Source organism: Streptomyces sp. NPDC052301 (genome assembly GCF_044593395.1).
Taxonomy (GTDB): Bacteria; Actinomycetota; Actinomycetes; order Streptomycetales; family Streptomycetaceae; genus Streptomyces.
In genome coordinates this window covers 766015-787464 of sequence record NZ_JBIUBE010000003.1, presented here as the reverse complement: position 1 = coordinate 787464, position 21450 = coordinate 766015, and the positions used below count along the sequence as shown (strand labels likewise).

The window sequence follows — 21450 nt, the reverse complement described above, 5'->3', positions numbered from 1 at the left end:
GATGACGTACCGACGAAGGGACGACGGGACATCCATGACCACCGCCGAGAGCTCGACGGCCGTACCGCAGCACGGCCGCTACCCGACCGGGCAGGCTCCCGCCCGCGCCCGTGATCTGCACCTGACCGACAGCGTCCGAAGCGCCCGCGACGACGCCCGCGCCCAGGGCGGCCAGGCCGGCGCGTGGATGCCGTACCTTCCGGCGTCGGACAGCCCGTACTGCCCGCCGGGTGTGGACGCGGCCGCCCTGGTGTGGGCGGAGACAGTGGCGCCCGGCGGCTACACGCACAAGGTCCTTGCCCGCGGTACGCGGCTGCGTTTCGACGACCCGAGCGGTGACGCCTGCGCCCACCTGCTGCTCTTCAACGCCCGGGAGCCGGTGGAGCGGCTGAACGTCGCCGACACCCAGAAGGTGCCGTGGCAGGCGTACCCGGGCCAGGACCATCCGCTGCTGTCCGGCGACGGCCGGGTCCTGGCCGTGGTCAGCGGTGACTCCTCCGGCCGGCACGACGCCTTCTGCGGCACCACCACCGACGCCTGGAACGAGCGCAAGTACGGTGACGCCCGCCCCGAGGGGCCGTCGCCGTCCGGCCGCGGGCTCTTCCTCAAGGCGGGCGCCAAGCACGGTCTGAGCCGGCGCGACCTGCCGCCCAGTCTCTCCTTCTTCCAGGGCGTGCGCGTCGAGCCGGACGGCACCCTGGTCTGGCAGGGCAGCGCGGGGGCGGGCACGCATGTCGAACTCGTCGCGGAGATGCCCCTGCTGGTGCTGGTCGCCAATGTCGCCCATCCGCTGGATCCTCGTCCCGGTTATGTGGTCGGCCCACTGCGGGTGCACGCCTGGCGCGGTGCCCCGACCGGCCCCGCCGAACCGCGGTTCACCGCCACTCCGGAACTGCACCGGGCCTACCTCAACACCGTCGACTACTGCGAAGCCCGGGGGCTGTGACATGGCGACCACACGGACCGAGACCACGCCCGTCAGCTGCCCGACCGCCGCCGGCGGCACGGTCGCCTCCACCGTCCCGGTCGGCGCCGTCCACGCGGAGGGCTCCCCCCTGGACTGGGGTGCGAGCCTGGTCGAGGGCGACGTCGTCCTGGACGAGACGGTGGCCCCCAACGCGCCCTGGTCGGCGGTGGTGCGGACGGGCCACGTCCTGACGATCGTCGACGTAGGCGGCAACCAGTCGGCCGACTGTCTGCTCTACGACGCCGACGATCCCGAGGAGCGCTACAGCGTCCCCGACACCCTGGCCTGGCAGGGCAACGCCTATGTGCGCACCGGCACCGTGCTGCGCAGCTGCGAGGGCCGCCCGTTGATGACCGTCGTCGCCAACGAGGTCGACCGCCAGGACACCATCGGCGGGGCGTGCGGCAAGGAGTCCAACACCCTGCGCTACGGCCATCATGTGATGTTCCAGCACGGCTGCCGTGAGAACTTCCTCGCCGAGGCCGGCCGGCGTGGCCTCGGGGTGCGGGACATCGTCTCCAACCTCAACTGGTTCATGAACGTGCCCGTCGAGGCGGACGGCGCGCTGGGCATCGTGGACGGCATGTCGGCGCCGGGCCGTCGGGTTGCGGTGCGCGCCGAGACAGACGTGCTGGTGATGGTGTCCAACTGCCCGCAGATGAACAACCCGTGCAACGACTTCAACCCCACTCCGCTGCGGATGATCGTCGTGGAGCCGACGCCGGCCGACGTCGACGCACGGTCCGCGCAAGCCGCTCGCACCGCGAAGGAGGGCGCGTGATCCGCCCCACCGGCGTTCTCGTCGCCAACCGCGGTGAGATAGCCCGCCGTGTGATCCGCACCGCCAGGAGGATGGGCCTGGGCACCGTCGCCGTCTTCTCCGACGCCGACCGGGCCGCCCCGCACGTCCGCGAGGCCGATCACGCGGTCCGCCTCGGTCCGGCGCCCGCCCGCGCGTCGTATCTGCGCGGGGAGGCGATCATCGAGGCCGCCCTCGCCCATGGCGCGGGCATCATCCACCCCGGCTACGGCTTCCTCTCCGAGAACGCCGTCTTCGCCCGTGCCGTGGAGGAGGCCGGTCTGCGTTTCGCGGGACCGACCGCCGACCAGATCACGGCCTTCGGTGAGAAGCACACCGCGCGCGCCCTGGCCAAGGCCGCCGGAGTGCCGCTGCTGGCCGGGACGGAGTTGCTTGCGAGCGCCGAGGAGGCCGTCGCCGCGGCCTCCTCGATCGGGCTGCCCGTGATGGTCAAGGCCACCGGCGGTGGCGGCGGCATCGGCATGCAGGCCTGCGCCACCGCCGATGAGGTACGCGGGGCCTTCGCGCGCGTCGCGGCGCTCGCGGAGTCCAACTTCGGGTCCGCCGGGGTATTCCTGGAGCGCCTCGTGCGCCCCGCCCGCCATGTCGAGGTGCAGGTCTTCGGCGACGGCACCGGCCGGATCGCCGTCTTCGGCGACCGGGACTGCTCGTTGCAGCGCCGCAACCAGAAGGTGATCGAGGAGGCCCCGGCCCCGGCCCTGCCTGCTCATGTGCGGGCACTGCTGCACGACTCCTCACGCCGGCTGCTCGCCTCGGTCGGCTACCGGGGCGCAGGGACCGTGGAGTTCGTCTACGACCCCGTGCGCGAGGAGGCCGCCTTCCTGGAGGTCAACACCCGTCTCCAGGTCGAGCATCCGGTGACCGAGGAGGCGTACGGCGTCGACCTCGTCGAACTGATGCTCGTCCTGGCCCGCGACGGCCGGGTCGAGGACGCGGTGTTCGAGCGGGAGTGGACGCCCACCGGACATGCCGTGGAGGCCCGCGTCTACGCCGAGGACCCCGGCAAGAACTCGCTGCCGTCCTCGGGACTGATCACCCGGGCGGCCTTCCCCGGCCAAGGCAGCGACAACATGCCCGGCGTGCGCGTCGACGGCTTCGCGGAAACCGGTCTCGAGGTCTCGCCGTACTACGACCCCATGCTCGCCAAGGTGATCGCGAAGGGCCCCACCCGGCAGGCCGCGTTCGACGTGCTCGGCCAGGCCCTGGCCGCGAGCCGGATCGACGGCATCGTCACCAACCTGGGCCTGCTGCGCGAGCTGACCGTGCGGGGCGAGGTGCGCGAGGCGGTGCACAGCACCAGCACGCTCGCCACCACCGTCGACCCCGAGCCGCGCATCGACGTCCTGGTGCCGGGCGCGATGACCACCGTCCAGGACCTTCCGGGCCGGCTCGGCCACTGGCACGTGGGCGTGCCGCCGAGCGGCCCCTTCGACGCCGTCTCCTTCGCCGAGGCCAACCTGGCCGTCGGCAACCCGGCCCAGGCCCCTGGCCTGGAGCTCACCGCGGGCGGGCTGACACTGCGCTTCTCGGCCGCCACCGTGGTCGCCGTCACCGGCGCTCCCGTCCCGGTCACGGTCGACGGCAGCCCGGTAGCCCTGTGGGAGCCGGTCACGGTCACGGCCGGCGCCACCCTGGTGGTCGGCGCCTGCCGGGGGCCGGGCCTGCGCAGCTACGTGGCCGTCCGGGGCGGCATCGACGTACCCGAATACCTGGGCAGCGCCTCCACGTTCACCCTCGGCGGCTTCGGTGGGCACGCCGGTCGGGCGCTGCGCGCCGGAGACGTACTGCGGCCCGGAGCCTCGCCGGCCCCCGGTGGCAGCCCCACCCCGCCCGAGCGCCGGCCGGCGATCACCTCGCACTGGCAGATCGGTGTCACCGAAGGGCCGCACGCGGCGCCCGAGTTCTTCACCCGCGAGGACATCGACACCCTCTACGCCACGGACTACAAGGTCCACCACAACTCGGCCCGCACCGGCGTCCGCCTGATCGGCCCCAAGCCGCGGTGGGCGCGCCAGGACGGCGGTGAGGCCGGGCTGCACCCCTCCAACATCCACGACACGCCGTACGCGGTGGGAGCCCTGGACTTCACCGGCGACACGCCGATCATCCTGGGCCCCGACGGGCCGTCCCTCGGCGGGTTCGTCTGCCCCGCGGTGGTCGCCAGCGGCGAACTGTGGAAACTCGGCCAGCTCCGCCCCGGCGACACCGTCCGCTTCGTACCGGTCAGGGAAGCCGAGGCGGCCGCCCTGGATGCCCGCCGCTCCTCTCCCACGCTGATCAGCACCGGCGGAGACGGCGACGACGGCGTACTCGGCCGCTTGGAGGCCACCGATGCCCGGCCCGCCGTCACCTACCGCCGGGACGGCGACGACAACGTCCTGGTCGAGTACGGCCCCATGGTGCTCGACCTCGGCCTGAGGATGCGGGTCCACGCCCTTCAGGAGACCCTCGCCGCGCACGCGCCCGACGGCATCCTCGACGTAACCCCGGGTATCCGCTCCCTCCAGATCCACACCGACGCCCGCCGGCTCAAGGCCCGCGATCTCGGCGCCCTGCTGCGCGAGCTGGAGGACGAGGTCCCGCCCAGCGACGAACTGGTGGTCCCCTCCCGCACGGTGCGGCTGCCCCTCAGCTGGGACGACCCGGCGACTCGGCTCGCCATCGAGCGGTACATGGCCGGGGTGCGCGACGACGCCCCGTGGTGCCCGTGGAACATCGAGTTCATCCGCCGGGTCAACGGCCTTCGGACCGCCGACGACGTCTACCGCACCGTTTTTGACGCCTCCTACCTGGTGCTCGGCCTCGGCGACGTCTATCTCGGCGCCCCCGTCGCCACCCCGCTCGACCCACGGCACCGCCTGGTGACCACCAAGTACAACCCGGCCCGTACCTGGACCGCGGAGAACTCCGTCGGCATCGGCGGCGCCTATCTGTGCATCTACGGCATGGAAGGCCCCGGCGGCTACCAGTTCGTCGGCCGCACCGTGCAGATATGGAACCGGTTCCGCAAGGGCGGCCTGTTCCAGGACTCGCCGTGGGCACTGCGCTTCTTCGACCGCATCGAGTGGTATCCCGTCACCGCGGAGGAACTCCTCGAACTGCGGGCCGAGACCGACGCCGGGCGCGGTGACTTCCCGACCGAGGAGGGCACCTTCTCGATCGCCGAGTACAACGCGTTCCTGGCCGCGGAGGCCGACTCGATCGCCGCGTTCCGCCGGCGGCAGAGCACCGCCTTCGAGGCCGAGAAGCAACGCTGGCGAGCCGCCGGAGAGTTCGACCGTGACCACGATCCCGAACCCGTGACCGCCAGTGCTGCCGTCACCCTGCCGGACGGGGCGGTCCCGGTCACCGCGCCGTACACCGCCACCGTCTGGCAGATCGCCGCCGAGCCGGGCGCCACCATCGCGAGCGGCGATGCGATCCTCTCCCTGGAGGCGATGAAAATGGAGTCCACCGTGAACGCCCCCGCCGCCGGGACACTGCTGGAGATCTACGTCAAGCCCGGTGAGCAGGTCGCCCCCGGCCAGATCCTCGCGGCGGTGCGGGCATGAACGCCATGGCACCGACCGCCCGCGTCCAGGCCGCCTACGACCGCATCGACGACGCCGGCCGGCCAGAGATCTGGATCCACCTCAGGCCACGCGAAGAGGTCCTCGCCGAGGCGGCCGGCATCGACCCGGCGCTGCCCCTGGCCGGCCTGGTGGTGGCCGTCAAGGACAACATCGACGTGGCCGGCCTCCCCACCACCGCGGGCGCCCCGTCGTACGCCTACGAACCGCAGGCCGACGCGCCCGCCGTGGCACGGCTGCGCGCGGCCGGCGCGGTGGTGCTCGGCAAGACCAACCTGGACCAGTTCGCCACCGGCCTGGTCGGCACCCGCAGCCCCTACGGCGCGGTGCGCAACGCCTGGGACGCGGCCCGCATCTCCGGCGGATCGTCCTCCGGATCCGCCGTCGCGGTGGCGCTGGGCATCGCCGACATCGCGCTCGGCACCGACACGGCCGGCTCCGGGCGGGTGCCCGCCGCCCTCAACGGCATCGTCGGCGTCAAGCCCACCAAGGGCCTGGTGCCCGTGACCGGGGTGGTCCCCGCCTGCTACACCCTCGACTGCGTCACCCTCTTCGGCCGCGACCTGCGACTCGCCCGCACCGCCGCCGAGTTCGCCGAAGGCCCCGATCCGGCCGATCCTCTCTCCCGCACCGGCGCCCAGCTTCCGCCGCCCCCCGCGCGCCCGCGGATCGCCGTACCGGCCGGGGAGCATCTGAACGGCATGGCCGACGGCTGGCGCGAAGCCTTCGACGCCGCCGTCGCCCGCATGGCGAGCACCGGGACGGAGATCGTCGAAACCGACATCACCCCGCTGCTTCAGGCCGCGGAACTGCTGTACGGCGGCGCGTTCGTCGCCGAGCGGTACGCCGCCGTGGGCGCGCATCTGGAGAAGCACCGCGACCTGATCGGGGCGGGCCTCGATCCGACCGTCGCCGCCATCGTGCTGGCAGGCCGGGAGAAGACCGCCGCCGACTGGGCCGCCGACGCCGCCAGGCTCGCCGCGCTCGGCGCCGCCGGACGCGCGGTGCTCAACGGCTGTACAGCTCTCCTGACGCCGACCACCACCTGGCATCCCACCCTCGACGAGGTGGCGGCCGCCCCGGTCGGCGCCAACGCCCGGTTGGGACGGTTCACCAACTTCGCCAACCTACTGGACTGCGCCTCGCTCGCCGTTCCCGCCGGGTTCGTGGACGGCCTGCCGTTCGGCGTGATGTTCACCGGACCGGCCTTCTCCGACCGCGCCCTGGCCGCGCTGGCCGAGCGGTTCGCCAACCCCGGGCTCGACCTGTTCGTGGTCGGCGCCCACCTCACCGGTCAGCCGCTCAATGCCCAGTTGGTGCAAGCCGGCGCCACATTGGTCGGCCCGGCCCGCACCGCGGACGGCTACCGGCTGTACGCCCTGGCCACCGAGCCGCCCAAACCCGGCCTGCTCCGGGTCACCGAGGGCGGGCGCGACACCGGCGCCGGGGCGGGTCACGCCACGGCGTCAGGCGGCGACGTGGGCATGGGCATCGAAGGCGAGATCTGGCGGCTGCCGGCTTCCGGGTTCGGGGCGTTGACCGCCGCCGTGCCCGCGCCGATGACCATCGGCACCGTCGAACTGGCCGACGGGCGGCAGGTCTGCGGCTTCCTCGTCGAGCCGTACGCCGTCGAGGGCGCGCCCGACATCACTCGCTTCGGTGGCTGGCGGGCGTACACGGCGTCCGCGTGACCGGAGGCCGCAGGGCGGACACCTGGTGGCAGGATGGGGCCATGACGACGACGCGTCCCCGTCAAGGCAGGCCCCGGCACACGCCGCCGTCCGACCCCGGCACCTCCGCCCGGGAACAGATCCTCGACGCCGCCGGGGCGCTCTTCGTCGACCATGGGATCACCAGCACCAGCACCCGCATGATCGCCGAGCGGGTCGGCATCAGGCAGGCCTCGCTCTACTACCACTTCGCCACCAAGGAGGAGATCCTCGCCGAGCTGCTGGCGACCTCCGTGCGGCCCAGTCTGCAGATGGTGGACCGGATCCGGGCCCTGGTGCCCGAGCAAGCGGATGCGGCCGCCGCACTCTACGCCGTGGCCGCCATGGACGTACGCACCCTCTCCCGCACTCCGTACAACATCGGCACCCTCTATCTGCTACCGGAAGTGCGGGCCGAGCGGTTCGACGCCTTCCGGGCCGAGCGGGGCCGTCTGCAGTCGAGCTACGGCACACTGGGCGCCCTGGCGGCGACCGAGGACGTCGCGCGCGCCCTGCCCGCCGGGCGGCTCGGTGAACTGCTGATCCAGCTGGTGGAGGTTGTCATCCAGATACGGCGATCCCGTGAGCCGGATGCGGCTGACACCGAGGCCATCGCGTCGTCGTGCCTGCGCCTGTGCGGGCTCGGGGAGCCGGCGGTGGCCGCCGCCCGGGAGGAGGGCGGAACGCTGCTGAGCAGCCTGGACTGACCGCCGGCCCACCGCACACCCTCCGGCGCCGCCATGCACCGGCTCAGCCTTCACCGGGCCCTCGGTGTCTGTCTGCCGGCGCGGTCGGCGGCGGCACTCGTGGAGTGATGCGGGGGCGGCCGTCGTCATGTCCGGCCAAACCACCATCCACTGGCCCCTGGACAACACGCCGAGACCCGTCGGCTTCAGGGGCTTGGGGCCAGTATCCGGTCCGACGAGGCTGCGCGGAGCAGGCGGAGGGACGCCCGGACCATGTGGGAGCACGAGAGCGGGAGCGTGGAGGGGCACGAGGGTTCCGCCCTCGGCGCCTTGGCGGACGGGATCCGCTTCACCTTCCGGGCCGGCGCGGTGTCGTTCGACGGAGACGAGCATGCGGACGAAAGATGGCAGCCCGAGGTTCGCGACCCGCGGATCGTCCACCTGAATCCGCTGTGCGCGTGCGGATGGCGCGGCGAGAACGTGCCAGTGCCCGGCAGGCTCGAATCCACGACCGGGGACGGGCACAGCGGCTGGGCCGTGCCCGAGGATGCCGCCGCACCGGTCCGCCAACTGTGGCAGCAGCACGTCACGGCCGTGCGCAGCGCAGCCGTACCGGCATGGCACACGATCCGCTGGGCGGAGCAGAACCTCGCCCTTCGAGAAGTGACCGCGCAGCAGCCGATCGCCGCGCTGCGACTGCTCCGCAAGATGATGTCGGACGCGGAGGCGCACCAGCTGGCCGCCGTCAGGTGGGCTTGCGAGTGGGGGGTGCCCTGGAAAGACCTCGCCGCCCAGCTGGGACTCGACGAGGATGGCGTACGGGACCTGCACGCTCGGGCTGTCAACGGCTTCTGACTCCGGCGACGTGTCAATCCCCTCATGTGTGAGGACCTAAGCCCGCCAAGCCCTCAAGGAATGCGAGCGGCGTCTTGCCCGCTACCAGGCCGCTCTCGACTCCGGGGCCAACCCAGCCATGGTCACCCAGTGGATCAAAGACGCGCAACGTGACAGGGAAGCGGCACAGAAGAAGCTCGGCGCACTGCCCACCGTCACCAGGAAGAAGGAACCACCCCTCACCGCCGACCAGATCCGGGGGATTACTGAGAGACTCGGAGACATCGCTCAACGTATCCAAGCCGCCGACGCCGACAAGAAGGAGCCCCTCTACGAGGCACTCGGCATCACGATCACCTACGACAACGCAACGAGGACCGCGACCGTCAGGTCGAGGTCCTCGCCGTATCGCTATAAGGAGTGGGACGTTCACGAGTTCCCTTTGACCAGGCGCAACAGAGCCAATTGATGTTGAGGTTCCCGCGAGTCGCAAGATCACTCCCCAAGTGAATGCGCATGCATTTTATTGATGGGATGCACCTACGCCCGGATCGAACACCGGCAAGCCGTCGTCGGACTGATCAATGAGTACCACCGAGCCAGCTGATCGTCCGGCAAAGCCGCAGCTCATAGGCTGTGAAGCCATTCTGAAGCGGTACGGGTGGAGCGAGCTACTGGCGCACCCGGAGATTACCCACCAGAGTCCAGAGGCTGGTCAGAGTCCCCCCGTCACCACGCCCTCCGGCTCACCGTTGACCGTTCGGCCGGATCGGCCTCCACCACACGCACAGACGTGTTGATCGGTGCGGGGCGGACGCTGGCTGATTCAGCTGCTGAGAGGTGACGGACGTTGGAGGAGCCGTTTGCGAACGGGCGGACGGTATGGGCCAAAGGCGGGTCAGTTCATCGGCGAGGCCGTGCGGCAGTGGGGGCCGTCGGGGCCGAAGGAATCGATCTCGCGCTCGACGAGCTGCTTGCCGGTGGCGGCGTGGGTGGCGGTGAAGCGCAGAATGCCGCTCTCATCGTAGCGGAACTTGATCTCGATCCTGTTCCGGCGGATGTCCTGTTCGCGGGTCGGAAGATCCACCTCGATGTTGGACAGGGGGAAGGCACGGTCGCTGTCTGCGGAGTAGCCGACCTCGCCCTCGATCACCGGCACCCGAACGAAGGAAGCACCCGGCGTGTCCGGGTAGAAGTTGGCCGAGCCCTTCGCCGGAAGCGTGGCATTGCGTCGGATGATGGCGCGGAAGCCCTTGCGTTCGCCCGCGCTCACAGCCGTGCCCAGGTCGTAGCTGGTGACCAAGGAGAAGTCTTTGTCGTCGCCGAGTTCGCCGTCGAGGGAGGCCGCATAGACGGCTGCGCCTCGGGCGACGGCGGTCATGGGCCGACACAGGCCGCTGTCGACGATGCGATCGTGGCCGAGGAGCTCGCCCAGGGCATGACGCACCTGGGGGATCTGCGAGGTGCCGCCGATCATCAGGACGGAGTCAATGTCGTCCGAGGAGATGGCCAGGTCTGCCAGGGCCTGCTGGACCGGCTCCAAGGGGCGGGTGATGAGCGGGGTGACCGCCTCGGTGTATTCGGCCGCGGTGATCCTGACCTCACGCCTCGAGACCGAGGGGGCGAGGCCGATCGGGAGATCGAAGAAGGGCGCGCCATCCATCGGCACGGAGGACAGGGCGATCTTCGTCAGCTCGACCGACCGGCGCCACCGGCGTCGTTCGGCCTTGGTGAGCTGGTCCGCGGTCAGGTCGATCTTCTGCTGTATCAGCTTGGCCAGCGCGTTGTCGAACTCCAGGCCTCCGAGGGCAGTGATGCCGCGGGAGGTCTGCTCTTCGAAGAGGCCGTCGTCGTAGTCGAGGACGGTGACGTCGATGGTGCCGCCGCCCCAGTCGAAGACGAGGAAACGGCACGGGGATCGGGACGTCGCGGGCGTACGAGATCGCAGCCGCGGTGGGCTCGTTGAGCAGGGCCCGGACCCTCACTCCGCCGAGCGCTGCCGCGGCACGGTGCGGTAGCGCGCGCCGCCCGTGGCATTGGCGGGGACGGTGACAACCGCGTCGGATAGGTCGAGTAGCTGGGCGGAGACGCCTTCCTTCATCCGGCTGAAGAGGGAGGCGGCCGCGACCGTGCTGCGGAATTTCTCCGAGCCGACCCAGACGTGGTGTTCTTCAAGCTGGGCTGCGACCCCGAGGCCGTCGATGTCGCCGTCCTTCAGTTCCGCTGCGTCGCGGTCATCGGCGTCACCGAGGACGCGCTGCCGTTCCCGAAGGCGGTCACACCGCCCGAGGTGGACTCCAAGCAGCACGAGACGGACATGCTGTCGGAGCGCTGCCTGCTGTTCGTCGCCTGCACAAGGGCCCGCGACAGCCTGTACGTCTCCTGGTCGGGCAAGCCCAGTCCGTTTTTGGTGGAGGCAGGAGTGTAGAGCGAGTTCCTCACTGTCTGGTTCTGCCGGCATGGGTCAGGCAGACTCTTCGTCAGAGCTTCGTGTCCCGCACAGGACACGGACACGGAACAAGGCGATCGCCACCCGTGGCGCCTCCGCCGCCGGCGCTGACGTGGCGCACCGTCGCGACCGGAGGGGCAGGGCGGGGCACGCCGGAGGGGCAGGGCGGGGCACGGCGGAGTTCGCGCGGCAAGGGGGCCGATCGTGAGTACTCAGGAAACGCACTTCCAGGGTGCAGAGATCTTGCAGAGCACACGTACTCATGTCCGCTGGACCTTGCAGAAGCTTTCCGCACCGATTTCGTTCTCGTGCCATCAATGCGGCAGGGCAACCAAGGACACCGTGGTCGCCATCAAGACCACGAGTGCGGGCAGGAAACTCGCCCACTGCGCGGACTGCCACCTTCATAGACTCACCAACGTGGCCAGTACGCATGAGCCTCATGCCCCGGTCGTCGGCACTGCCTCGGCTCCTGACGGTGCAGAAGGTGCAGCGACCTCCAGGCTCGACCAGACGGTACTGATCCGGCAACCGGACCCGGGTCAACCCCATGACGTAGTCGAGACGGCCTCCGAACTGCAGTGGACGTTCGTGATCCGCCGACATCACGTGGAGCACGGGCAGTGTCCGCTCCCCTCGCAGGCCGCACGTCGGATCCGGACGGCCAAAGTCGTGCACCTTGACCACGGCCGCGGCTTCCCGACAGTGTTACTGGATTCGCTCCGCAAGAAGGTCACCAAAGAGCACCTCCGAGGGATCCGGTGGCCGCGCGCGGAACTCATGCCCGGCACGCGGATCACGGCCAAACTGGACCGCAGCCGGCTGCGTCTGTCTCTCACCCCACTGGAACGTCCCGTCTTCATCGGGGAGAAGCGGTTCTCTTACGCGTACGACCCCCGGATCATCGCCCGTGAACTCCCGATGAGCCTGGCCCACAGCCCAGCGGGCATCGGTGTCTCGCTCGATGTGCTGGTGCAGGAGACAATCCGCAAACTCGGCTATCTCGACGAGGCGGGCAGCGCGCTTCTGCCGGTGGAGAACCTGATCCGCGGCGTTCGAAGCCGTGGCATGTCCCACCAGTACTCGAGCGACGCGATCCGCGCTTCGGTGAACGGGCTCATCAACCGAAGCCGCCTCACCTGGGAAACAGGAAGCTGTGCGGCCGACGGCGTTCTTCACTTTCCGGCCCGTCCGGGCGAGAGAACGGTCCGCCTCGTCTGCTACACGCCCTTCGTACTGCCCAAGCCGAAGAAGCAGCGGGTCGTACACCCGCCGAGCGCCTCTTCACAGCACGGCGTCGCGGGGCACCTGATGAAGATCGGGCACCTGGGCAAGCAGGCCAGCGTTACGGCCCAGGCCGCGTACGCCGAAGCTCACCGCAGCGCCGGCCTTACCGGGACTCATCAGCTGCCGAAGGGGCACACCTACGTCAAACCTCACAAACGCGGAGGCCTGACGTAGGTAGGCGAATGGAGGGGCCGTTCACTACCGAATGCTCTGCAACAACCGTCCCGTTGCAGTGACGGTCCAGAAGTTCCATCCGTTCCGATTCGGATTGACGTGCGGGTTCAGGGCGTGGACCACGGCGACCGCCGCCCCGCTGGGAGTCTCGTACTCGCCTCGTCCCGGACCGGAGGGGACCCTCACGACGCGCGACAGGGGATCGTAGTAGGCGTCGACGCGCTGGCCTTCGTAGACCGCGTGGATCTCGACACCGCGCTTCGTGCGAAGTTCTTGGACCTCCGCCCCGACGAGCGTGGGTGCGGTCGGGCCCTCCACGATCAGCTGCTCGTCAGCAGGCAGCTCGTCGGTGTCCCGGGGGATGACCTGTGCGTCGTAGCGGGGAAGACCGAGCAACCCGTTGAGGACGTTGGCCAGCAGACTCCGGCGTGCGGCCAGGAAGTCGGGGAAGCGGTCCAGGGACCGCAGCTCCGGATCGCCAGGGATCCACTGTTCGGCCAGGCGCTCCGGCGCGATCCCCGCCATGTAGTCGACGGGCAGCCCGGAGGAGATCATCTTGTTCGTCTGACCGGTGACGAAGGCAAGGTTGGCGAGGCTGTTCCACTCCTCCTTCGCGTATGTCCCCTGGACTCGGGCGCGCGGGAACACGTGATGGAATTCGATCTTGGCGCCGCTGTTCATCGGCTGGTCGCTGATGGCGATGTTGGTCGCCCAGTCCCGCGCCGTGCCCCGCAACGCGGCGATGTAGAGCAGTTTGAAGAAGGGATGCGTGGAGTACTTCTGCTCCAGATCCCTCGGGTGGAGGGCGCTGTCCCGGGACCGGGTGCCGGAGGCCCGGCGAATGAGTTCGGCGAACAGGCCCTCTCCCTCACGCGATTTGATCAGCCTTGCCTCCGCGTCGAGTTTGCCCTCGACCTGCAGCGAGTAGTGACTAAACGCCATCGCCGTGTACACCCAGCGACGCAGTAGCTGAGCCTCCCCCGGACGCAGCTTGCCGTCCCGGTGGTGCAGCAGCAGGGCGGGCACGATGGTGACGTTCGGTGACGAGAGGACCTCGGACCGGGGGATCGCGCACTCGCCCTTCAGGAAGTCGATGGCGAAGCGCAGCGCCCTCTCGGTGGCGTGCCAGGCCTCCTTCAGCGCAGCTTCGTCCATGTCCGCCCCGATGAGCTTGATGTGATGGGCGCCGGTTCCCGCGAGGAGGCTCGTGAGACGCAGGACGGCTTCCCTGTTCAGGGCGAAGTTGCTGTCCTGCAGCTCCTGGTGGAAGGCGTCCATAGTGTCCAGGCCGTCGGACCACCGCGCCGCGATGGCGCTGTAGACGAGGTCACCCTTGGACAGCCTTCGACCGCCCTTGTTCAACCGGGCGAAAAGTTCGGCGACTTCCTCGTAGTCGTCGGACTCGTAGGTGATGACGGCGATCTCCTGCTTGCGGATGTCGTGCACCTTCTGCAAGCGCTGCATCCATGCGCCGAACTGCGGTGCGGAGTAATCGATCCCGGCCGCTTTGAGCACCTCGTGGTACTGCACGTTCTCCTGCAGCAAGGTGGAAACACGGAACAGGAGCGGGTCCTTGCTTTGGATCGCGCTCGGGTTGACGAACTCCTCGGTGCGCACATCGAAGCGCAGGTCGATAAGCCGGCCGTCCGCCTTTGACTCCGGCCGGTACACCCAGGCCAGGGAGGTCAACCGCTGTTGCCCGTCTAGGAGGTAGAGAGGCTGGTGCGCCGACTTGTCGGCCTGGACGACGGCAGCCGTCTTGAAGGGGACGGTCAGATTGGTCTTCCACAACAGCAGGGCACCGACGGGGTAGCCCCGGTAGAGGGAATCGAAGAGATCGCGTACGTCGGGCCTCATCCAGACGAAGTCGCGCTGGATGGAGGGGATGACGACCTTGCCCTGCAGCAGGTCCTCGATTTGAGAAGCGATCTTTTGGTTTGCCAGCCCCATGCTGCCCCCAGCCTGTGTGTGCTCCGCCACACACACGCTATCAACTGCCGAGGAGGGCCAACTGCGGCCGAGCGAAACCACCTTCGCTTGCCAGGGTCGTCGCGTACCCCGCTCGGCCCTGCACGGTTTCCGGCCACGCGTCCGCGCGGCGGAGATGGAGGAGGCTGAACTCGAAGACCGGGTCGAGCAGGTGCGTGAGTTGGCGGACGGCGGTGCCGCGTACGAGGAGATCGGTACCTGTGCGCGGTCATAGTGACTTGCGAGAAAGCCAAGGACCGCTCGATCGCGGCCGGGGTCCCCCCAAGCCGGGTGGTCCACGCGGGAGTCACCCGGCACCGACGACGCAGTCAACGCGGGTACATGCACACACTTTTTAGGGCTCGAGTACCGCTACACCGCCGTCGTCGGCGTCAACGACCGTGCCCTGCCGAATCCTTCGGCCGCCACCCCCGCAGAAGCTCGACCGGCCCCAGCACGAGGCCGCCCTCGCCGCGGAAGCTGCATGCTGTTCGCCGCCTGATGAACCCCTGAGCCCCGGCTGCGGCCACGGACTCCTCACCAGGTGCCCGGTAATCGACACCCTGCCGACGCGAAAGACGGTCCTCGGCCCAGGTTGCCGACCCCGTCATCGGCCCCACGCCGTTCGAAATACCGGTGAGTCACATGACTCGACCGGTAATTCGTGAACGTTTCGGGACGATCTACCGACTCGCTCACGCCCGCGCCGTCTTGGCCGGCGCTCATCCGGACGACGACCCCACGCCCCAACCCGCCGCGCACCCCCTGGCCAACCGCTGGCTGTCCCTGTCTGCCCTGACCACCTTGATAGCGTCGACGACCGAGACCCTGGGCCTGGATACACCGGGGGAAGTGTCTGACGATTCGTTTGCACTGATCGATGAAGCACTGTCGGCTCCCGCCGATCAGGCCGTACAGAACGCCCTGAACAACTTCGTCCGGGGCCTCAACGACCACGGCGAGGCGGAGCTGCTGATCGGTTTTCCTACAGCACCATTCATACTTCCCCTGCACACCACCAACAGAACGGGATTCCTCGACTACGCCTCCCGGAACCCAGCGCACCCAATCCGCATCAGACGCACAGGCGGTTATGGTGGCTCAGAGTGGCTCATCACCCCCAGGGATGGTGACGCGGATTCCTATCGCCTCACGTTCACGCTGCCACAGCACATCGAGGACTGGATCGTCAGCGCTGGTGAGGACGAGTAGCGACGGCGGAGTGCCGCAGTAAAAACAGACTTTCTATCAAACATCACGATATACCGGATGAAACACCCGGCCCTCAACGTATATCAGCTCATGTATGAGCCAACCGAGCTTCGACGCCGCTAACGAGTCAGCACATGCGTGGGACACCGGGGACGAATACGGCTACCAGGACTTCGCCGAGGGTGAAGGAGGCGCTGCGGGAGTTCCTGGCGGCGCGGGTGTGGTATTCACTGGAAAAGCCTCGCGCGTTGTTCGACCGGGCGGCGGTGTGACTAGTGAGCAACCGCACGACGTTGGTCCGCATGGCATCTGCGGTCCGCTGGAGGAGAACGACCGGCTGCACGCCACACTCGACGATGAAGTGCCGCGCGACCTGCGCACCGAGATGGTCCGGCTACTCGAAGGCCCCGAGAACAAGCACGTGTCGGGGCTGGAGCGACTGCGGCTGGACCCGATGCGGGTGTCGGCAGGGTCATGGAACTGGCCCTGGACCGTGCCCTCTAGATTCGAGACCTGCGCGCCGACGCGGTCCGACGGCGGCCGTATCCCGACCGCGTGCATATCCGATAAGGCGAGCGCCGAGGTAGTAACACCGACCGAGTCGGGCTCGTCGAATTACATCGGCGCTGGGATGACCACCACTTCGGCCTCTATGACATCGGGCACTGATGACCGAGGGAGGTAGATCAGAACTCCACGCGGGGTCGTTCGCTGATATCCCGACTGAGCAAGGTTCGAACGTCGACTTCCGGAAGACCGGAACGACTGACGAAATCAACGAATGAGATACCCGTTGTCTCCATGAGTTCTAGTGCGCGCTGCAGGAGCACGGGAGCCTCTGGGTTTCCCAGAGGGCCAGGCTCTACTTTTCTCCACCCTCGCACAGACAAGGCTTTCCACCCCTGCGCGTAAGTGTGTTCACTCATAACACCGAGCGTTTTTGCCCTGACCAAAAGGGCGGCTAGCGAAACATGCCATTTTGCCTTCAAGCGGAGAAATGCGGGCCAGTCGAGCCGATCCGGAAGTTCGGACCTGATGTCGTCGGCTGGCATGAGGAAGGCGGCGGCAAACTCGTGGGCTTGGCTCTCAGTAACCTTGTCGCCAATTTTACCAGCGACGCCATGCAAGACTAGGTGGCCAAGTTCGTGGGCTGCATCGAAGCGGGAACGGTCACGCAGACCCTTATCGGCCCCGAGGGCAACAACAGGCCTGTCGGGGAAGTCCACGCAGAATGCATCAACCTTTTCGATGCTGACACGGAAACGGACAACAACAATTCCGTTCATTTCCAACAGTCGCACAACATCTCGCACTGGACCCCGTGGAACTTCCCAGTGATCACGGACCTGGGCAGCCGCTTGTTCGATATCGACGGACTGAAGAGGCTCCCCTTCGTCGATTGGGACGCGCGGGAGATTGAGGTCGGGCAACGCGACGTGTTTTTCGAGCTCAAGTGCGAGTTCCCGCGCGAGGTGCACGTAGGCGAGCGCTTGTTGGCGATCTCGGGGGGAGGTGGATCGAAGGCTGCGGAAGAACCCGTTGACCTGATCCTGGGCAGGGGGGCGGGCTGGCGCGGCGAAGAACGACGGCGGTACCCGCAGGGCGACCGCAAGCCGGCGAAGCGTCGATGTGGCGGGCTTGGTGTGTCCGTTCTCGAACTGGCTGATCGAAGCTGCGGTGACGGAGCCGACTTCCCGGGCCAGCTGCACCTGGGTGAGTCCACGGAGTTCGCGCGCCATTCGCAGCCTGGCGCGATCGAACAGGGCCGCGATGTCGCCGGGGTCCAGTTGCGGGTCGTTCACGTCGCTCGTCTCCGCGCCAGTCGACGTCCACCGATCAGCGGACGAATCTCGATCTTGAATGCTCCGCTCGCATCTTAGGCACACCTTGGTTACCGGGCGGTCAAATCACCCGGCTCTAGCCGAACACGCCTGAGTGAAGTGTGTCGAGTTACATCTCTGCCGTGTCGTGTACTCTACCTAAAACTCGGAAGATGATGTTCAGATCTGAGGTTACCCACCGTGTGTGGGGGGATGGGGTTGAGGCGATGCGGGTTCAGGAGTGCGTGCTGTCGGAAGAGGTGATCACCGCCGACTCGGCGGAGGCGGCGTTGTGGGACGCCATCGTGGTGCCGGAGGAGATCAAGGAGCGGCTGCGCAACCAGACGGTGTTGTCGCTGCTTGTGCGGCCTGACCTGCCGTTTGCGGTGACGGCGTTGCACGGTTTGTGCACGCTGTACGGACCTCCCGGCACCGGCAAGACGACCCTGGCACGGGGTCTGCCGGCGCAGGTCGCCCGCTACGTCGGCGGAGGCGCGGTCCGGCGGATCGAGATCAACCCGCACGGGTTGATGAGCGCCGAGCACGGGCAGTCGCAGCAGCGGGTCAGCGAGCTGCTCGGCGAGTACGTGCCGGGTCTCGCGTCGGATGGCGTGCCGACCGTGGTGATCCTCGATGAGGTCGAGTCGATGGCGGTCGCCCGCTCCGCGGCGTCGCTGGCCGCCAACCCCGCCGATGTCCACCGTGCCACCGACGCGGTGCTCACCGCCTTGGATCTCAACGCCGCCGAGCACCCGCACCTCTTCTTCGTCGCGACCAGCAACTTCACCACCGCCCTCGACGAGGCGTTCCTCTCCCGCTCCGACGCCGCCATCCTCGTCCCGCTTCCCGGGCCGGAGGCACTGCGGAAGATCCTGGCCTCCACGCTGCTGATGCTGGCCGACAAGTACCCCGCCTTGGGTGAGCTGGCGCGCTCCTCGACGATGGAGCGCATCGCCGAGGCGGCTCACGGGCTGGACGGCCGCCGTACGCGCAAGGTGGTCTTCGAAGCCCTGGCTCAGCGGCTGGACACGGTGCTGGACCCCGGCAGCCTCACCGAAGACGACCTGGCCTCCGCGGTGCGCAACGCCGTCGCGGAGACGGGTGAGCCGGAGGTGTCCCGTGCGGCGCACTAGGCAGGTGGCGGCCTCTCCCATGCGCAGTGCCAGCGGAACCTGGGCGGTGGTCTCGGACCTCGTGGCGGACACCGTGGCGCAGTCCTCCGCACTGTCCCGCGACGAGGCGGTGCAGGCGATGTCGGCCGCCGAGGCAGTCGGGCGGATGCTGATCGCGGCAGGGCACCTGCAGCAGCACCCGATCACCCTGGTCGCCGGCAAGGTGCACTGCGAGATCACGACGGTGTCCGGCACGGCGGCGCTGACGTTGGAGGAGAACCTCAACCCCGTCCCCGGCGCGGCGGGCGCCGACGATTTCACGATCCACCTGCCGTCCCCAGCCCCGCTCCAGGAGCAGGTGAAGGCAGCCGCCGACGGTCACGCCCGGTTGTCCGACGCTGTCCCGCCCGCTCCGGAGACGAAGGCTGCCAACTCCGGTCCGCTGATCGACCGTGAGGCTCTGCGGCGGGCGGTGACTCAGCGATGACCTCCACCTATACCTACAGCTACACCCGGACCCACACCGCCACGCACCTGACCGAAGTCATCCTCGGCACCATCACCGACATCCTCGCCGACCTGGGTATCACCTTGGACCGGCTGCATCGCGACTGGGTGCAGAACGAGAACGCGATCAAGGCGTGGATCGAGGAGGGCTCCCTCGACACGGTCGTCCTCGAGTGCCACCAGCCCTCGGGCGCCGTGGCACCGGTGATCGAGTTCCCGGTGTCCTACACCACTTCCGGCGACGGCAACGCCGAGTTCACCGCCTCTCGTGCCCGAGCCGCCCGCTTCCGGGCCAAGTTCGACCGGGTGCCCGCGGGCACCACTTACCGGCTGTTCTGCACCTTCAACGGGACCCGCACCCCGCAACCGGGTTGGGGCCCCGGCCAGCGGGCGAGCACCGACGGCCTGCGCGGCATCACCTTCGGCACCCTCGGCTCCGCCCCGCACGCCTCGACCGGCATGCGGTATTACCACACCTGAGACCACGAGCAGGAACACACCGCTATGGGATACATCGACGACGCCTTCACCAAGCTCAAGCACAACCTGGAGATCTCCCAGACCGAGCAGAACCTGGCGAAGGCACGGCACGAGGCCATCCGCGATATCGTCCGGTCGGACTGGGACCTCGCCGACGACTTCCTCACCGGCAGCTACCGGCGCGACACCAAGACGAAGAAGCTCAAGGACATCGATATCTTCGTGGTCCTCGACGCCGACGGCTCCCAGGCCGGCTTCCGCGGTCAGGCGCCCATCCAAGTGATCAACGCCCTGGAGACCCTGCTCCGTCAGAAGTGGAGCGCTGCCGCCCGCGACGGCATGGCCGTCGTCATCCCCTACGGCCCCGACGACGAGGTCATGTCGATCGACGTGGTCCCCGCCTTCAAGCGAGACGAGGGCGGCTACTACATCCCCAATCCCTCGGCAGGCGACTGGATCGCGACCAACCCCAAGCGCCACCACGAGCTGAGCATCGCCAAGAACGCCGACTGCGACGGCAAGTACGTGCCCTTCGTCAAGATGGTCAAGGGCATCAACCGCGAACTCCATGAGCCCGTGTCGCCCTCCTTCCTTCTGGAGGTCATGGCCCAGTCGCTGGTGAAACCGCCGATCGGGCGCTACCAGGACGAGATCGTGCTGTTCCTGGCCACCGCCGCCGAACGCATCGGCGACGTGTGGCCTGACCCCGCCGGCCTGGGCGGTGACGTCAACACCGTCATGAACGCGACTCAGAAGCTCGCCGCGGCCAACGCACTCACCCAGGCCCGCGCCATCGCAGAGCAGGCCGTCGATCTGGAGGACGAGGGCCAGGAGCGCGCCGCCTACGACGAGTGGAAGAAGCTGTTCGGGAACAGGATGACCAGGCCATGAACCTCTCCACAGACCCCGCCGGAGTCCACGGGATACCGCCTCGGGCTATCCACGAGCGGCAGCTCGACGACGACATGTTGCTCCTCCAGCGCGCCGCGTCGGCAAGCCACCAACGCGGCCAGTTCCTCGAAGCCGTGCGCGTGACCGCCGCCGTTCTGCTCGCCGCCGCCGGTGTCCTGATCACGCTGATCGGCCACGGCCGGACAATAGTCTCGATCGTCGGGTTCTTCTGGTTCGTCGTCTCCGCGTTCCTGCTCAAGGGCCTCGCCGGGAACACCGCCCGCCAGGGCGCCCTGCTCCAGGAGATGTTCGACGTCGCCCTTTTCCACTTGCCGTGGCGCGCCACCGTTGCAGGCGATCCCATCCCCGAACCCGACGTCCGCCGTCTCGCGCGCAAGCTCCCCCGAGGTGGCCCGAAGGACAAGCGCATCACTGACGGCTGGTACGACCCCACCAGCGACGTCCACCATCCCTACGACGTGTTCATTGCCCAGGAACAGAACCTTGCCTGGGACGCCCGCCTCCGCCGCCGCTACAGCCACCTCATCGCCGCTACCGCGATGCTGTGGGCCGCCATCGGCTTCGTCGCCGGTCTGGTGGTCGCGGACACCACTCTGGGCGACACCCTCCTCAGCTTCTTCGTCCCATCCCTGGCGGCCTATCAGATCGCTTACGAGATCTGGTCCGGCCAACGCAAGGTGGCCGACGAACGCGACCGCCTCACCAAGGTCGTCAACACCGAGCTACACAACGGACGCCCCGGTCCCGTCCCCGACGACGAATGGCACCGCCTTCGAAACGTTGCACGGGACGTGCAGGACGGCGTACTCCGCACCCGCCTGGACACCACCCGAGTACCCGAGTGGTTCTACAACCGCTTCCGCGACGACGACGAACGCGACTTCGGCGGTACCGCAGAAGGCCACCGCGTCCGCCTCGCCCAAAACACACCCCCGCCCACATAG

18 protein-coding genes and 1 pseudogene are annotated in these 21450 nt (G+C 68.5%); 16 read left to right on the top strand and 3 right to left on the bottom strand.

Annotated elements, in window-relative coordinates; translation table 11 throughout:
* The first annotated feature begins 34 nt into the window (after positions 1-34).
* The 7 genes from ACIHEJ_RS10760 to ACIHEJ_RS10730 all read left to right on the top strand — a co-directional run bounded on the left by ACIHEJ_RS10760 (position 35) and on the right by ACIHEJ_RS10730 (position 9054).
* Positions 35-946: an urea amidolyase associated protein UAAP1 gene (locus tag ACIHEJ_RS10760; protein ID WP_400133963.1), complete on the top strand. Its 912-nt coding sequence runs from the start codon at positions 35-37 to the stop codon at positions 944-946.
* 1 nt (position 947) lies between these two features.
* Entirely contained in the window at positions 948-1748 is an 801-nt protein-coding gene (locus ACIHEJ_RS10755) for an urea amidolyase associated protein UAAP2 (RefSeq protein WP_400133962.1), read from the top strand.
* Positions 1745-5338, top strand: coding sequence for an urea carboxylase (gene uca, locus ACIHEJ_RS10750; protein ID WP_400133960.1), 3594 nt, complete (start codon positions 1745-1747; stop codon positions 5336-5338). The genes ACIHEJ_RS10755 and uca overlap by 4 nt, the downstream gene beginning before the upstream one ends.
* 5 nt (positions 5339-5343) lie before the next feature.
* Positions 5344-7047 (top strand): allophanate hydrolase, encoded by a 1704-nt coding sequence (locus ACIHEJ_RS10745; protein WP_400134039.1) that lies wholly within the window; start codon positions 5344-5346, stop codon positions 7045-7047.
* A gap of 41 nt (positions 7048-7088) precedes the next feature.
* Positions 7089-7772, top strand: a complete 684-nt coding sequence (locus ACIHEJ_RS10740; protein WP_400133958.1) for a TetR/AcrR family transcriptional regulator — start codon at positions 7089-7091, stop codon at positions 7770-7772.
* A gap of 252 nt (positions 7773-8024) precedes the next feature.
* Positions 8025-8606: a hypothetical protein gene (locus tag ACIHEJ_RS10735; protein ID WP_400133956.1), complete on the top strand. Its 582-nt coding sequence runs from the start codon at positions 8025-8027 to the stop codon at positions 8604-8606.
* Between the two features lie 118 nt (positions 8607-8724).
* On the top strand, positions 8725-9054 hold the full coding sequence (locus tag ACIHEJ_RS10730; protein WP_400133954.1) for a hypothetical protein: 330 nt from the start codon (positions 8725-8727) through the stop codon (positions 9052-9054).
* Between the two features lie 429 nt (positions 9055-9483).
* Here ACIHEJ_RS10730 and ACIHEJ_RS10725 read toward each other — a convergent pair whose 3' ends face one another.
* Positions 9484-10533 (bottom strand): Hsp70 family protein, encoded by a 1050-nt coding sequence (locus ACIHEJ_RS10725; RefSeq protein WP_400134038.1) that lies wholly within the window; start codon positions 10531-10533, stop codon positions 9484-9486.
* Positions 10534-10797: 264 nt separating this feature from the next.
* On the opposite strand from ACIHEJ_RS10725, the pseudogene ACIHEJ_RS10720 reads away from it, so the two are divergent.
* Together ACIHEJ_RS10720 and ACIHEJ_RS10715 are read left to right on the top strand one after the other, a co-directional pair.
* Positions 10798-11013: pseudogene (locus tag ACIHEJ_RS10720) on the top strand (3'-5' exonuclease); the annotation flags it as partial.
* 225 nt (positions 11014-11238) lie between these two features.
* Positions 11239-12495 (top strand): hypothetical protein, encoded by a 1257-nt coding sequence (locus ACIHEJ_RS10715; protein WP_400133952.1) that lies wholly within the window; start codon positions 11239-11241, stop codon positions 12493-12495.
* A 24-nt stretch (positions 12496-12519) separates the two neighbouring features.
* On the opposite strand, the gene ACIHEJ_RS10710 is transcribed toward ACIHEJ_RS10715, so the two are convergent.
* Positions 12520-14475: a DUF262 domain-containing protein gene (locus tag ACIHEJ_RS10710; protein WP_400133950.1), complete on the bottom strand. Its 1956-nt coding sequence runs from the start codon at positions 14473-14475 to the stop codon at positions 12520-12522.
* A 633-nt stretch (positions 14476-15108) separates the two neighbouring features.
* Here ACIHEJ_RS10710 and ACIHEJ_RS10705 point away from each other — a divergent pair.
* Positions 15109-15675 (top strand): hypothetical protein, encoded by a 567-nt coding sequence (locus tag ACIHEJ_RS10705; RefSeq protein WP_400133949.1) that lies wholly within the window; start codon positions 15109-15111, stop codon positions 15673-15675.
* Between the two features lie 94 nt (positions 15676-15769).
* On the top strand, positions 15770-16360 hold the full coding sequence (locus ACIHEJ_RS10700) for a hypothetical protein (protein WP_400133947.1): 591 nt from the start codon (positions 15770-15772) through the stop codon (positions 16358-16360).
* A 1-nt stretch (position 16361) separates the two neighbouring features.
* On the opposite strand, the gene ACIHEJ_RS10695 is transcribed toward ACIHEJ_RS10700, so the two are convergent.
* Positions 16362-17477, bottom strand: a complete 1116-nt coding sequence (locus ACIHEJ_RS10695) for a helix-turn-helix domain-containing protein (protein WP_400133945.1) — start codon at positions 17475-17477, stop codon at positions 16362-16364.
* 245 nt (positions 17478-17722) lie between these two features.
* Here ACIHEJ_RS10695 and ACIHEJ_RS10690 point away from each other — a divergent pair, with 245 nt between their 5' ends.
* The 5 genes from ACIHEJ_RS10690 to ACIHEJ_RS10670 are packed head-to-tail and all read left to right on the top strand — an operon-like array spanning position 17723 to position 21450.
* The gene (locus tag ACIHEJ_RS10690) at positions 17723-18628 is read left to right on the top strand and encodes an AAA family ATPase (protein ID WP_400133943.1); all 906 of its coding nucleotides are present in this window, start codon (positions 17723-17725) and stop codon (positions 18626-18628) included.
* A gap of 19 nt (positions 18629-18647) precedes the next feature.
* A complete protein-coding gene (locus ACIHEJ_RS10685) occupies positions 18648-19094 on the top strand; it encodes a hypothetical protein (protein WP_400133942.1) in 447 nt (148 codons plus the stop codon).
* Positions 19091-19594 carry a hypothetical protein gene (locus ACIHEJ_RS10680; RefSeq protein WP_400133940.1) on the top strand — a complete coding sequence of 168 codons (504 nt, stop codon included), beginning with the start codon at positions 19091-19093 and terminating at the stop codon, positions 19592-19594. The genes ACIHEJ_RS10685 and ACIHEJ_RS10680 overlap by 4 nt, the downstream gene beginning before the upstream one ends.
* Before the next feature lie 24 nt (positions 19595-19618).
* Positions 19619-20485 (top strand): CBASS oligonucleotide cyclase, encoded by an 867-nt coding sequence (locus tag ACIHEJ_RS10675; protein WP_400133939.1) that lies wholly within the window; start codon positions 19619-19621, stop codon positions 20483-20485.
* Entirely contained in the window at positions 20482-21450 is a 969-nt protein-coding gene (locus tag ACIHEJ_RS10670; RefSeq protein WP_400133938.1) for an S-4TM family putative pore-forming effector, read from the top strand. Before ACIHEJ_RS10675 ends, ACIHEJ_RS10670 begins: the two co-directional genes overlap by 4 nt.